Origin of the sequence: Rouxiella sp. S1S-2 (assembly GCF_009208105.1) — a bacterium.
In the GTDB taxonomy this organism is placed as follows: domain Bacteria; phylum Pseudomonadota; class Gammaproteobacteria; order Enterobacterales; family Enterobacteriaceae; genus Rouxiella.
Genome location: NZ_WFKL01000001.1, coordinates 571,133 through 584,347, shown reverse-complemented (window position 1 = coordinate 584,347; position 13,215 = coordinate 571,133). Strand labels below are relative to the sequence as shown.

The window sequence follows — 13,215 nt, the reverse complement described above, 5'->3', positions numbered from 1 at the left end:
GCTGATTACTCTTGAGCATCAATCACTTCAAAACTGTGAGTGATGGTGGCCGCTTTGCCGAGCATCAGTGAAACCGAGCAATATTTTTCGGCCGACAGGCTCACGGCACGTTCAACCACTTTATCGGTCAAATCTTTGCCGGTGACGATAAAGTGCAGGTTGATGCGGGTAAACAGACGCGGCGCCTCTTCACGACGTTCGGAGGTCAGTTTCACTTCGCAGCCCAACACCTCGTTGCGGCCTTTTTGCAGAATCGACACTACGTCAATCGCACTGCAACCGCCTGCCGACATGAGCAGCATTTCCATCGGGCTAGGGGATTTGTCACCCGCATTGCCGTCCATAATGACCTGATGTCCAGACGAAGATTCTCCGAGAAACGTTAACCCTTCAACCCACTTTACCCGTGCTTGCATTTGCCTTTCTCCGGTAATAATTTTTAAAACAGACTACCCTTAACCCCTGAAACTGGCAATGGAACTCGATCCGCATCATGCTGAAGCGAGACAACACAAGACACGTCCGCAAACCTGTGCTACAAACAAAGCCGAAAGAAACTTTCCAACAAGTTGCGGCTAGGTTTTTTAGGTGTTAACAGGATAACCTTGGTGATAATGGCAAATTACAGCTGAAATCACTCCACCTGCCGCTTGCAGCATTGCTGGTCAGTTCATATGCTAAAAGAGCGCGAAGTAAAAAATCGCCGAACAGGGATTTCAAAGCCCTGTGATTTTGGGCAGCGATAATAAGAGGATAATAGCTAATGGTTCTCGGCAAGCCACAAACAGACCCTACTCTCGAATGGTTCCTGTCTCATTGTCATATACATAAGTATCCATCTAAAAGTACGCTGATTCACCAAGGTGAAAAAGCCGAAACGCTTTACTACATCGTGAAAGGTTCGGTTGCCGTTCTGATTAAAGATGAAGAAGGCAAAGAAATGATACTTTCCTACCTTAACCAAGGTGACTTCATCGGCGAGCTGGGACTCTTCGAAGAAGGACAGGAACGTAGTGCATGGGTTAGAGCCAAAACTGCCTGTGAAGTGGCCGAAATTTCCTACAAGAAATTTCGCCAGCTCATCCAGGTTAATCCAGACATTCTGATGCGCCTGTCCGCACAGATGGCAAGCCGACTGCAGATAACGTCCGAGAAAGTGGGCAACCTTGCCTTCCTCGACGTGACCGGTCGTATTGCACAAACTCTGCTGAATCTGGCTAAACAGCCGGATGCCATGACCCATCCCGATGGCATGCAGATCAAAATTACCCGTCAAGAAATCGGTCAAATAGTCGGCTGTTCACGCGAAACTGTGGGTCGAATTCTTAAAATGCTTGAAGATCAAAGTCTGATTTCAGCCCACGGTAAAACGATTGTCGTTTACGGCACCCGTTAATCGTCTTAAAAACGGCGCAGCAGATAACTGTTGCGCCGTTTTTGTTAGCCTATCTGCACAAAAATGACGCTTTGGCAAAGACTTTTTTATCACCCTGAAGTTAACTATGCGCTAAGACAAACGCTGGTTCTCTGCCTGCCCATTGCCTTCGCTATGCTGTTTGGCCAGTTGAAAATGGGTCTGCTGTTCGCGTTGGTGCCCGCATGCTGCAACATTTCAGGTCTCGATACCCCACATAAACGCTTTTTCAAACGCCTGTTGGTCGGTGGATCACTGTTCGCCGTCAGCAGTATTTTGCTACAGTTGATGTTGGTTAACTGGCATCTGCCGCTGCCGCTTATCATGCTCGGCCTGACGCTGGTCATCGGCGTGACGGGGGCGATAAGTCCGCTGCATGCGCGTCTATTACCGGGCGCGCTGGTTGCCGCTATCTTTACGCTCAGCATGGCGGGCGTAGTGCCGATTTGGCATGCGCCACTGCTGTTTGTGGTCGGGACTGCCTGGTACGGCGTATTTAACTGGCTGTGGTTTCGCCTGTCTGAAGAGCAGCCTATGCGCGAAACCCTAAGCCAGCTGTATCTCGAACTCGCCGACTATTTTGAAGCCAAATACAGCCTACTGACCCAGCATACCGATCCCGATACCGCCCTACCGCCGCTGCTGAACAGGCAACAAAAAGTCATCGACTTGATTGCTCTGCTTTATCAGCAGTTGCACATGCTGCCGACGCACGACCACCAGCATCATAAAAAGCTGTTGAGACGTTTTCAGGTAGCACTAGACCTTCAGGAGCACATTACGGTGAGTCTGCATCTGCCCACCGAGGTGCAAAAGCTGATGGAGGAGAGTCATGCCGAGGCGGTAATTCGCCGCAATGCTCAGGTGATTGCTGCCCGTCTGCGGGTGATTGCCAACGACATTCTTTATCACCGCCGTTCCGAGCGCTTCACTATGGCCAATGAGCTGGCGGCGCTGGAAAAAATATCTTCGCGCTACCGTGACAACCCGGTCGGCCAGTTTTGCTATTACCACTTCAGTCGCATTGCGAGACTGCTGCGTACCCAGCGCCCGCTTTATCGCCGTGACCTGATGCAAACCCAGGCCCGCCTGCCGTTCTGGGCGGCGTTGAAAAGCTATTTGTCATTCAAGTCGGCCGCACTGCGCAATGCGGGACGTTTGGGGGTTATTCTGGCCATCGGCAGCAGTCTGGGGCTATTTTTTAATTTACCCAAACCCTATTGGATCCTGCTGACGACCCTGCTGGTCAGCCAAAACGGCTATAACGCCACCCGCGTGCGCATTCAGCACCGTGCGTTAGGCACGCTGATTGGGCTTATCATTGCCGCAGGGCTTCTGCAGCTTGCCCTCCCGCAAAATCTGCAGCTGTTTTTCATGCTGATGATTACCTTAATTTCATACACCGTGCTGCGCAAAAACTACGGATTGGGGATGATTGGGCTGACGGTAACGGCAGTTTATACCCTGCAAATTTTGGGATTAAACGGCGCCAACTTCCTGCTGCCGAGGCTGCTTGATACGCTGATAGGCTGTGCGCTGGCGTTTGGTGGCACTATCTGGCTATGGCCACAGTGGCAGAGCGGCCTGTTGCGTACTAACGCGCATCAGGCGCTGGAGGCCGATCAGGAGGCAGTGCGTTTAGTGCTGGCGGATGACCCCGACCCTGCGCAGTTGGCCTATGCGCGCATGAAGGTCAACCAGGCGCATAATCAGCTATTTACGTCGCTTAATCAGGCGATGCAGGAACCTGGGTTCAATTCGCGCTATTTAAACGATATGCGTCTGTGGGTGATGCACAGCCAGTTTATTGTCGACCACATCAATGGAATGACGATTTTGGCCCGCGAGCACTACATGCTGACGCCCAAGCTGGCGATGCAGTATTTGCAAACCTGCGAGATTGCGCTGCAAAGCTGTCAGCAGCGCCTGACCTACGACGGTCCGAGCAGTGAAACCAAGCTGTTTAACGCCCCGGAGCTTCATCCCGATATGCCGATTACCGAAATGGAACGGCACCTTCGCCGCATGCTGGCGCACCTGAGCGCGATGCACACCATTTCTTCACTGGCGTGGAAGCAGAGGCCGCATCACGGAATTTGGCTAACGCGAAGAGTGAAGGAATAGCGTCTTGAACCCCTCCCCACGTTTTTGGGGAGGGCTAGGGTGGGGCTACAGCAAACGTCTATTAACCTACCAGTTTCTGCGCCGCTTTCTCAAAACGCGCCATGCCCTCTCTGATATCGGCGAAATCAATCACCAGTGACGGGGCTAAACGCACCACGTTAGGCCCAGCAACCAGAATCATCAAACCAAACTCGGCGGCGGCGGCCAGCAGCTCTCCGGCGCGGTTTTTGTATTTCTCCGACATTTCTGCGCCAATCAGCAGGCCCTGACCGCGGAATTCCTTAAACACGTGATACTTTTCGTTAATCGCTTCCAGCGCCTGAATAAAGGCGGCGCGGCGCTCTTCAACACCGGCAAGGACCTCTGGGGTATTTATAATGTCCAGTGCTGCTTCAGCCACGGCGCAGGCCAGCGGATTGCCGCCGTAGGTGGTGCCGTGTTTGCCCGGTGCCATCACAGAGGCCACGTCTTCGGTGGTAATCATTGCACTCACCGGGAAACCGCCGCCCAGCGCCTTGGCCGTTGACAGAATATCTGGCGTCACGCCGTAGTGCATATAGCTGAACAGCTTGCCGCTGCGGCCCATGCCGCTTTGTACTTCATCAAACACCAGCAGCGCCTTGTGCTCGTCGCACAGGTCACGCAGCCCCTGCAGAAATTCCTGAGTCGCGGGTGTGACGCCACCCTCGCCCTGAATCGGCTCAACCACGATAGCGCAGGTGTGATCGTCGATGACTGCTTTCACGGCGTCTAAATCGTTAAAAGGCACGTGAACGATGTCAGCCGGTTTAGGACCAAAGCCGTCGGAGTACTTTGGCTGTCCGCCAACGGAAACCGTGAACAACGTGCGCCCGTGGAAGGCGTTGTGGAAGGCAATGATTTTGCTTTTGTACGGGCTGTGCTTGGCTGAAGCGTAGTAACGCGCCAGTTTAAACGCCGCTTCGTTGGCTTCAGCGCCAGAATTAGCGAAAAATACGCGATCGGCAAAGGTCGCATCGATCAGTTTCTGCGCCAGGCGCAGCGCAGGCTCGTTAGTAAAGACGTTACTTACGTGCCACAGCGTTTCGCCCTGCTCGTGCAGAGCGTTAACCAGCGCCGGATGGCAATGACCCAGTGCGGTTACCGCGATGCCGCCAGCAAAATCGACATACTCGGTGCCCTGCTGATCCCAGACGCGACTGCCCTTACCTTTGACCGGAATAAACTTGGCCGGTGAATAAACAGGCAAAATCACCCGATCAAATGCATCACGACCTACTGCCGTTTTTTCTGTCATTGCCCTTTGCTCCATTGCACTGTCGCTGCTAACAGGAATTCACACCCGAAGTGAATGTGAAAATATAATCATAAAATATGCATAAAAAATCACTCACAGGCAAATATAAATCATCACTCTTGCGTAAGTAATTTTTAATGCTCTAAATTTTAAGGAAATTATCGAGCAGCTGATGCCCTTGCTCGCTGAGAATGCTTTCCGGATGGAACTGCACGCCATGCAGCGGCAGGGTTTTATGGGCGATACCCATTATTTCACCTGGGTCCTCGGCACTGCCGGTCCACGCGGTGAGGCTAAAACAGGCGGGCAGTGTCTCGGGCTTTACCACCAGAGAATGGTAGCGCGTGACGGTTAACGGGTGATTAAGGCCTGCAAACACGCCGGTTCCGTTGTGTTCTATCTGCGACGTTTTGCCGTGCATCACCTGCTGCGCGCGCACCACCTCGGCACCAAAACTTTGCGCCATGGCCTGATGTCCAAGACAGACACCGAGGATCGGCAGCGTATCGGCAAAATGGGCTATCGCGCTGAGAGAAATTCCGGCCTCGTTCGGCGTGCAGGGCCCGGGGGAGATAACCAGATGCGTGGGGTTGAGGCGGGTGATATCGGCAAGTTGCAGCTCATCGTTACGCTTTACCAGCACGTCTGCGCCTAACTCGCAAAAGTACTGGTAAAGGTTATAGGTAAAAGAGTCGTAATTATCGATTAACAGCAGCATGGTTTTCCGGTTCAACAAAGTCGGGGAATTAACCGCGCCATTCTACCTATTTTCGACGACGACCCGCAGAACTTTCCCACACTTGCCTGACCTTCGGCTAAGCATCGCTGACGATCGTTTTAAAAACCTGGCTTAAGGGCAGTTCGTCACCAAAAGCCGCCGCCTTATTGGCATCAGTCCAGCGTTGCGTATCCACCTGACTCCAGTCAATGCCATAGCCTGCATGGGTCAGGAGCTGTTCAAAGAAAATTCGCTGCGCTCGACCGCTGCCATAGCGAAAAGGATGCAGGAGATTGATTTCACTGTAATAGTGAGCGATGCGTTCGCAGAGTGCGTCCTGAGTGAGTCCGACCAAATAGTCTTCATTCTCAAGCGCCTGCATCAGGCTGTTTCCTTCGCGCTCAATGTAGGCGAAGTGGCAGAAAGGCGTATCGTCTTTAGCAATGTCGATTTCACGCAGTTTGCCGGCCCAGTCATAAATGTCCTGAAAAAGGGCGTAATGGATGGCACAAAGGTGCGGAAGTCCCATATTGGGCGGCCCCAGCTCAATCATGGCGGCCCGTAGCGGGGTTAACTCAAGTTCAGCCTGCAGAAGGCGGTGCGACTCGTGAATTTCGAGCCTGTTTCTCAGAACGTTGATCCCTTTATAGAGATAAGGGTCATCACCGGCTATCAGCTTATCGCTCATAGTGTCCCCTTAATGTCTCGATTCTTGCAAAGATCTGCTCATCCGCTAGCTCAACCAACGCGGTTTTCAGGCCGTCCAGCGCCGCACTGCTTTGAAAGTTGTGATTTCTGCGTTTCCGGTAAAACTGTTCTTTCTGTTTTTCTGTCATTTTTGTCATTTTTGTCGCCATACCTTCCTCACTTGACCAAAGACAGTGGAGTTTACGTATAGAACATCAGCGTTTTCTGCCGCCCATGATTGAGCCGAGCACGCCGCGTATAATCTCGCGCCCTATCCCTCGCGCCATGCTTTTTGCCGCTGTTTGCACCATGCCGTCGTGCTTGCCACCGCGCGGGCCGGTAGTGCCAAACAGTAAATCGTTGAGTCCGCCCATGAGTCCGCCACCGGTCGATTTTTCGGCTGCAGGATTTTTGGCATCGACATTATCCGCCGGGGTTCCCACCGTATTGAATCCCTGAACGCTCAGTTTTTCATAAGCGGATTCACGGTCGATGGCGTCTTCATAGCGACCATACAGCGGCGATTTGTTGATGGCCTTATTCATGCCCTCTTCGCCAAGCGGACCCATTTTTGACTCAGGCGCTATGACCATCGCCCGTTCAACAATTTCCGGCCGCCCTTTTTCATCAAGAAACGACACCAGCGCCTCACCGACGCCGAGTTCGGTAATCGCCGTTTCTACGTCAAACGCCGGATTGGCCCGCAGCGTTTGCGCCGCCGCTCGCACCGCCTTTTGATCGCGCGGCGTAAACGCGCGTAGCGCGTGCTGAACGCGATTGCCCAACTGCCCCAGCACCGAGTCGGGGATATCCAACGGATTTTGCGTTACGAAGTAGATGCCCACGCCCTTAGAGCGGATCAGTCGCACCACTTGTTCAATTTTGGTTAACAACGCAGCAGGCGCCTCGTTAAACAGCAAATGAGCCTCATCGAAGAAGAAGACCAGTTTCGGCTGCTCCGGGTCACCCACCTCGGGCAAATGCTCAAACAGCTCGGCCAGCAGCCACAGCAGGAATACCGAATAGAGTTTTGGCTGATTGATAAGTTTGTCCGCCGCCAGCAGGTTGATTATGCCCTGCCCGTTGGCGTCGGTTTTCATCAAGTCTTGGATATCCAGCATCGGCTCGCCGAAGAACGCGTTGGCACCCTGGCTCTCAAGGGTCAGCAGGCCACGCTGAATAGCACCAATCGAGGCCGAAGAAATATTGCCATACTGGGTTTGAAACTGTTTGGCGTTGTCTCCCACGTACTGCAACATGGCGCGCAGGTCTTTCATGTCGAGCAGCAGCAGGCTGTTGTCGTCGGCAATTTTAAAGACCAGCTGCAAAACGCCGTTTTGTACCTCATTGAGGTCGAGCAGGCGGCCTAGCAGCAGGGGACCTAAATCAGAGAGGGTGGCGCGAACGGGATGCCCTTTTTCGCCAAAAATGTCCCAGGGGATGATAGTGCAGGCCGCGGGCTGCCAGTCGGTGACGCCAATCGCTGCCAGTCGGGCATTGAGTTTATCGGAGGCCACGCCTTCGGTGCCGATCCCCGATAAATCGCCTTTAACGTCGGCTAAAAAAACCGGCACCCCAAGGCGGGAAAACTGCTCGGCCATTTTTTGTAACGTGACCGTCTTGCCGGTGCCTGTTGCACCGGTTATCAAACCGTGGCGGTTAGCCAAAGCAGGGAGAATAGCCAAGTCCTGAGCCGGTTTTCCGGCATGCATTGCTTTTGCAATAACACGAGGTTCACTCATCTTCTCTCCTTGCACGGCTGCCCTGAGGATAGCGCGGGCAGCCTGGGTTTAGGCTTTAAGAAAGGTTATGGCAGAACTTTAGCAGACAGAATCACAATCGGCGTTGTTGGCACGTTTTGATAAGGCCCCACGTTGTCAGTTTTTACCGATGAAATTTTATCAACTACGTCCATACCTTTGATAACTTTACCAAACACCGCATAACCGAAATCGGTTTGGCCGTGATCGAGGAAGGCGTTATCGGCCACGTTCAGGAAGAACTGGCTGGTTGCGCTGTCTTTGTCCGAGGTGCGCGCCATAGAGATGGTGCCACGCAGGTTACGCAAACCGTTATCCGCCTCGTTTTTGATCGGCGGGTTGGTACTTTTTTGCTGCATGTTGGCGGTGAAACCTCCGCCCTGAACCATAAAGCCCGGGATCACGCGATGAAAGATGGTGTTGTTATAAAAACCAGCCTGCACGTAATCCACAAAATTCTTGACGGAAACCGGCGCCTTCGCATTGTCGAGTTCAAGCTCGACGTTCCCCGCTGAAGTGGTCAGCAAGACATGGGTGTCCGCAACCTTGGCTGCAAATGCCGCCGGGGCCATTGCGGTGAGGGAAAGCAAAGCTGTGAAGGTCACTAAAGTACGTTTAAACATGACGGTTCCTTTCTCCAATAGGCAAGCCACAAAACGCATTGATTCTAAAGACCCACACCCCTTCGCGCCAGCCCTTTACCGTTATTTACGCAATGTGAGAGCTTACCGTTAAATCAGCGAGTAAAATCAACGGGTTCATCGGTCTTAAGATGGATGAGTGTCTCTGCCGGGCGCGTCTGCGCAATCACCTTTCCCTGACGAATAGAATAGCGCACCGGCACCTGACGTCGAATCGCATCAAAGCCATTCTCTGCCGGAAGAATAATCAGATTGGCGGCATGACCTTGAGTAATCCCATAATCCTGAAGATTAAGCGTTTTGGCGCTGTAAGTCGTGATCAGTTTCAGCCCGTCGTTAATGTGTTCGTATCCCATTAGCTGGCAAACGTGCAGCCCCATTTGTAGCACTTGCAGCATATTGGCGGTGCCCATCGGATACCACGGGTCAAAGACGTCATCATGGCCAAAACAGACGTTAATTCCGGCCTCGAGCATCTCCTTCACGCGGGTAATACCGCGGCGCTTGGGATAGGTGTCAAACCGGCCCTGCAGATGAATATTCACCAGCGGATTCGCGACAAAATTGATGCCTGATAGTTTTAACAGCCTGAAGAGTCTTGAAGTATAGGCACCGTTGTAAGAGTGCATCGCCGTAGTGTGGCTGGCGGTAACCCGCGCGCCCATGTTTTCGCGGTGGGCCAAAGCCGCAACCGTTTCGACAAAACGTGACTGCTCGTCATCGATTTCATCACAGTGCACGTCAACCATACGGTGGTATTTCTGCGCCAATGCGAAGGTTTTATGCAGCGATTCGACGCCGTATTCGCGGGTAAATTCAAAGTGAGGGATCGCGCCCACCACGTCAGCCCCAAGCCTGAGCGCCTCTTCCAGCAGGGCTTCGCCATTGGGATAAGACATAATCCCCTCCTGCGGGAAGGCGACGATTTGCAAGTCTATCCACGGCGCAACTTCCTGCTTCACCTCAAGCATGGCCTTTAGCGCCGTTAACGTCGGGTCGGAGACGTCAACGTGAGTGCGCACGTGCTGAATGCCGTTGGCGATTTGCCATTTCAGGGTGATCCACGCGCGCTGCTTCACGTCATCATGGGTCAGCAGCGCCTTGCGCTCGGCCCAACGTTCAATACCTTCAAACAGTGTACCGGAGATGTTCCACGACGGTTCACCGGCGGTTTGCGTGGTGTCGAGATGAATATGCGGCTCAATAAACGGTGGCACCGCCATGCCTCCCTGGGCATCGAGAACGTCGTCACTCGTCGCTTCACCCTGCGGCTGACTGATTATCTGACGGATCTTTCCCTGTTCAATATCAATCTGCCATAGCCCCTGACAATCGGGCAGGCGTACGTTCTTAATGGCCCGCAGGCTGTTTTGCGTCACCGTTACCTCTCTGGCTGCGTGTTATTTTTTTATCTTACTTAAAACAATAGCTGATACCGCCACATACGGAAGAACTCCATCAATTAATCGTATGTAATTTCAACAAACAATCCAGATACTCCCTAGGGGGTAGATTAATATCGCGGTTGATTTGCATCAAAACCTCACAGCGGCAAGGGCCTATGTTAGGCGTATAAACATCAAATTTGAGGCAAATATGCGCAAAGTCAGGCTCGCGATTATTGGCAATGGCATGGTGGGTCACCGCTTTATTGAAGATCTTCTGGATAAAGCCGCGCCGAACACCTTTGAAATCACCGTTTTCTGTGAAGAACCTCGCGTGGCCTACGACCGCGTGCATCTTTCCTCCTATTTTCTGCATCATACGGCCGAAGAACTGTCGCTGGTGAGTGAAAGTTTTTACGCCGACAATCAGGTAAATGTGCTGATTAGCGAACGGGCCATTGCACTCGACAGGGTGAATAAAGTCATCCACGCCGACGGTGGACGCCGCGTTCCCTACGACAAACTGATTATTGCTACCGGCTCCTATCCCTGGGTTCCGCCGATTAAAGGCGCAGACGGTGCGGACTGCTTTGTTTATCGCACCCTTGAAGACCTGGATGCCATTGAAGCCTGTGCCAAAGTCAGCAAACGCGGCGCGGTGGTAGGCGGTGGACTGTTGGGACTCGAAGCCGCTGGGGCATTAAAGAACCTCGGTGTTGAGACCCACGTGGTGGAGTTTGCACCGGGATTGATGTGCGAACAGCTCGACGTAATGGGCGGCAATCAGCTGCGACAGAAAATTGAAAACATGGGCGTGCGGGTACACACCGGTAAAAACACCCAGGAAATTATTGACGGAGGAGAGACGGCGCGCAAAACCATGCAGTTTGCCGACGGCAGCTGCCTTGACGTTGACTTTATCGTCTTTTCGACCGGTATTCGCCCGCAGGATACGCTGGCTCGGCAGTCGGATTTACTGCTCGCACCGCGCGGCGGTATTGCCATAAACGACCAATGCCAGACCAGCGATGCGGATATCTACGCCATCGGTGAATGTGCCGCCTGGAACCAGCGGGCGTTCGGCCTGGTCGCACCGGGATATAAAATGGCGCAGGTTGCCGTCGACCATCTCCTTGGCCGCGACAACGCATTTACCGGTGCAGATATGAGTGCCAAGCTCAAGCTACTGGGCGTTGACGTCGCCGGGATTGGCGATGCACAAGGCCGCACACCCGGCGCGCTCAGCTATGTTTATCTCGACGAAAGCGCTTCGCTGTATAAACGGCTGATCGTCAGTGAGGATAATAAAACCCTGCTCGGCGCGGTGCTGGTCGGCGACACGGGGGATTACGGCAATCTGCTGCAATTGGTGCTTAATAAGATCCCTCTCCCCGAACACCCTGAAAGCCTGATCCTTCCCGCCCACGGAGCCGGCGGGGGCACGACCCTGGGCACCGATGCGCTGCCGGCAAGCGCGCAAATCTGCTCCTGTTTTGACGTCACCAAGGGCGATATTATTTCCGCCGTACAGGCCGGTTGCCACACGGTAGCCTCAATCAAGTCAGAAACACGCGCAGGCACGGGCTGCGGTGGCTGCATTCCGCTGGTCACCCAAGTGCTTAATGCCGAGTTGGCAAAGCAGGGCGTTGAGGTTAATCACCACCTCTGCGAACACTTTTCCTACTCACGTCAGGAACTTTATCATCTGATTCAGGTAGATAAAATCCACAACTTTGAGCAACTGCTACAAAAATACGGTCAAGGCTACGGCTGCGAAGTGTGTAAACCTACCGTCGGATCGCTGCTGGCCTCATGCTGGAGCGACTACGTGCTTAGCCCGCAAAATGCGCCACTGCAGGACACCAACGACCTTTTCCTCGCCAATATGCAAAAAGACGGCACCTACTCGGTCATCCCCCGCTCACCGGGCGGCGAAATGACTCCGCAGGGTCTGCGGGCAATTGGCGACATCGCCGAGCAGTTTAGCCTGTACACCAAAATTACCGGTTCGCAGAGGATTGGCATGTTTGGGGCACAAAAAGACGATCTTCCCGCTATTTGGCGACTATTAATTGCCGCCGGATTTGAGACCGGACAGGCCTATGCCAAAGCGCTGCGCATGGCGAAAACCTGCGTGGGCAGCACATGGTGTCGCTTCGGCGTCGGCGACAGTCTGGGGTTTGGCATTTCGCTTGAGAATCGCTACAAAGGCATTCGTACGCCGCACAAAATGAAATTCGGCGTTTCCGGCTGTACCCGTGAATGCTCGGAGGCGCAGGGAAAAGACGTGGGCATTATTGCCACCGAAAAGGGCTGGAACCTCTACGTTTGTGGCAACGGCGGCATGAAACCACGCCATGCCGACCTGCTTGCCGCCGATTTGGATAACGACACGCTGCTGCGCTATCTCGACCGCTTTATGATGTTCTATATCCGCACTGCCGACAAACTCCAGCGCACCTCAGTGTGGCTCGAAAACCTAGAAGGCGGCATTGATTATCTGCGGGGCGTCATTATTGACGACAACCTGGGACTCAGTGGCACGCTGGAAGCCGACCTTTCCCAGCTGCGCGGACTCAGCCGCTGCGAATGGCAGCAAACGCTGGAAGACCCGTCGGCGCAAACGCGATTCCGTCATTTTATCAATAGCAATCAGCGAGACCCGCTGGTGCAGTTTGTGGCCGAACGCGCACAGCATCGCCCGGCGAGTCCGCAGGAACGCATTCCGGTGACGCAGCGTGCCGCCGAGGAGAAAACCGTATGAAATCATGGATAACACTTTGCTCTATAGATGATATTACGCCGGGCTGCGGCATATGCGCACAGGTTGGTCAACACCAGATAGCGCTGTTTCGACCGCACAGCCAGCAGGAGGTGTATGCGCTGAGCAATATTGACCCCTTTGCGCAGGCCAGCGTGCTGTCGCGCGGTATTATCGGCGAACATCAGGGGGAGTTGTGGGTCGCCAGCCCGTTGAAGAAACAGCATTTTCGGCTCATTGATGGCCAATGTATGGAAGACGAAACGCGCAGCATTGTCCGCTATTCCGTCAGAGTTGAAGACGGCAACGTGCAGATCGACAGTCGCTGTTTGTCCCTCTTGCCGCGATGAGACTAAACGATAAACACACAGCCGTGGTTAAGGGTCTCTCGGTTTTTTTACCGTTGAAGTGAGTAAAGCATGGATTATTTGCCGTTATCTTGTCAGCCC

General features: G+C 53.5%; 12 protein-coding genes. 4 read left to right on the top strand and 8 right to left on the bottom strand.

The genetic code is table 11. The annotated features are described in order from the left end of the window. Window positions 1-5 precede the first annotated feature (5 nt). A complete protein-coding gene (locus GA565_RS02655) occupies window positions 6-416 on the bottom strand; it encodes an OsmC family protein (RefSeq protein WP_055776171.1) in 411 nt (136 codons plus the stop codon). 347 nt (window positions 417-763) lie between these two features. On the opposite strand from GA565_RS02655, the gene crp reads away from it, so the two are divergent. Together crp and GA565_RS02645 are read left to right on the top strand one after the other, a co-directional pair. Continuing rightward, entirely contained in the window at window positions 764-1,396 is a 633-nt protein-coding gene (gene crp / locus GA565_RS02650) for a cAMP-activated global transcriptional regulator CRP (protein ID WP_009638999.1), read from the top strand. A 63-nt stretch (window positions 1,397-1,459) separates the two neighbouring features. Further along, entirely contained in the window at window positions 1,460-3,538 is a 2,079-nt protein-coding gene (locus GA565_RS02645; RefSeq protein WP_152197271.1) for a YccS/YhfK family putative transporter, read from the top strand. A 61-nt stretch (window positions 3,539-3,599) separates the two neighbouring features. Here GA565_RS02645 and GA565_RS02640 read toward each other — a convergent pair whose 3' ends face one another. From GA565_RS02640 to GA565_RS02610, 7 genes are all read right to left on the bottom strand, one after another. Then, on the bottom strand, window positions 3,600-4,814 hold the full coding sequence (locus GA565_RS02640) for an aspartate aminotransferase family protein (protein WP_152197270.1): 1,215 nt from the start codon (window positions 4,812-4,814) through the stop codon (window positions 3,600-3,602). 142 nt (window positions 4,815-4,956) lie between these two features. Beyond that, entirely contained in the window at window positions 4,957-5,532 is a 576-nt protein-coding gene (locus tag GA565_RS02635; protein ID WP_152197269.1) for an aminodeoxychorismate synthase component II, read from the bottom strand. A 97-nt stretch (window positions 5,533-5,629) separates the two neighbouring features. Beyond that, complete coding sequence (locus GA565_RS02630; RefSeq protein ID WP_152197268.1) at window positions 5,630-6,220, bottom strand: putative adenosine monophosphate-protein transferase Fic; 591 nt, start codon at window positions 6,218-6,220, stop codon at window positions 5,630-5,632. Beyond that, complete coding sequence (locus GA565_RS02625) at window positions 6,210-6,389, bottom strand: YhfG family protein (RefSeq protein ID WP_370518013.1); 180 nt, start codon at window positions 6,387-6,389, stop codon at window positions 6,210-6,212. Before GA565_RS02625 ends, GA565_RS02630 begins: the two co-directional genes overlap by 11 nt. A 45-nt stretch (window positions 6,390-6,434) precedes the next feature. Beyond that, window positions 6,435-7,961 carry a helicase HerA-like C-terminal domain-containing protein gene (locus tag GA565_RS02620; RefSeq protein ID WP_152197267.1) on the bottom strand — a complete coding sequence of 509 codons (1,527 nt, stop codon included), beginning with the start codon at window positions 7,959-7,961 and terminating at the stop codon, window positions 6,435-6,437. Window positions 7,962-8,026: 65 nt separating this feature from the next. Then, window positions 8,027-8,602: a peptidylprolyl isomerase A gene (gene ppiA, locus GA565_RS02615; protein WP_055776153.1), complete on the bottom strand. Its 576-nt coding sequence runs from the start codon at window positions 8,600-8,602 to the stop codon at window positions 8,027-8,029. A gap of 113 nt (window positions 8,603-8,715) precedes the next feature. After that, on the bottom strand, window positions 8,716-9,999 hold the full coding sequence (locus GA565_RS02610; RefSeq protein ID WP_152197266.1) for a cytosine deaminase: 1,284 nt from the start codon (window positions 9,997-9,999) through the stop codon (window positions 8,716-8,718). Between the two features lie 217 nt (window positions 10,000-10,216). On the opposite strand from GA565_RS02610, the gene nirB reads away from it, so the two are divergent. Then, window positions 10,217-12,769, top strand: a complete 2,553-nt coding sequence (nirB, locus tag GA565_RS02605) for a nitrite reductase large subunit NirB (protein ID WP_152197265.1) — start codon at window positions 10,217-10,219, stop codon at window positions 12,767-12,769. Next, window positions 12,766-13,116, top strand: a complete 351-nt coding sequence (gene nirD, locus GA565_RS02600; RefSeq protein WP_152197264.1) for a nitrite reductase small subunit NirD — start codon at window positions 12,766-12,768, stop codon at window positions 13,114-13,116. The genes nirB and nirD overlap by 4 nt, the downstream gene beginning before the upstream one ends. Window positions 13,117-13,215 lie beyond the last annotated feature (99 nt).

What these genes read in the sequence shown, in the direction of transcription:
- GA565_RS02655 (WP_055776171.1), bottom strand. Translation starts at nt 416, where the DNA reads ATGCAAGCACGGGTAAAGTGGGTTGAAGGGTTAACGTTTCTCGGAGAA.
- crp (WP_009638999.1), top strand. Translation starts at nt 764, where the DNA reads ATGGTTCTCGGCAAGCCACAAACAGACCCTACTCTCGAATGGTTCCTG.
- GA565_RS02645 (WP_152197271.1), top strand. Translation starts at nt 1,460, where the DNA reads ATGACGCTTTGGCAAAGACTTTTTTATCACCCTGAAGTTAACTATGCG.
- GA565_RS02640 (WP_152197270.1), bottom strand. Translation starts at nt 4,814, where the DNA reads ATGACAGAAAAAACGGCAGTAGGTCGTGATGCATTTGATCGGGTGATT.
- GA565_RS02635 (WP_152197269.1), bottom strand. Translation starts at nt 5,532, where the DNA reads ATGCTGCTGTTAATCGATAATTACGACTCTTTTACCTATAACCTTTAC.
- GA565_RS02630 (WP_152197268.1), bottom strand. Translation starts at nt 6,220, where the DNA reads ATGAGCGATAAGCTGATAGCCGGTGATGACCCTTATCTCTATAAAGGG.
- GA565_RS02625 (WP_370518013.1), bottom strand. Translation starts at nt 6,389, where the DNA reads ATGGCGACAAAAATGACAAAAATGACAGAAAAACAGAAAGAACAGTTT.
- GA565_RS02620 (WP_152197267.1), bottom strand. Translation starts at nt 7,961, where the DNA reads ATGAGTGAACCTCGTGTTATTGCAAAAGCAATGCATGCCGGAAAACCG.
- ppiA (WP_055776153.1), bottom strand. Translation starts at nt 8,602, where the DNA reads ATGTTTAAACGTACTTTAGTGACCTTCACAGCTTTGCTTTCCCTCACC.
- nirB (WP_152197265.1), top strand. Translation starts at nt 10,217, where the DNA reads ATGCGCAAAGTCAGGCTCGCGATTATTGGCAATGGCATGGTGGGTCAC.
- nirD (WP_152197264.1), top strand. Translation starts at nt 12,766, where the DNA reads ATGAAATCATGGATAACACTTTGCTCTATAGATGATATTACGCCGGGC.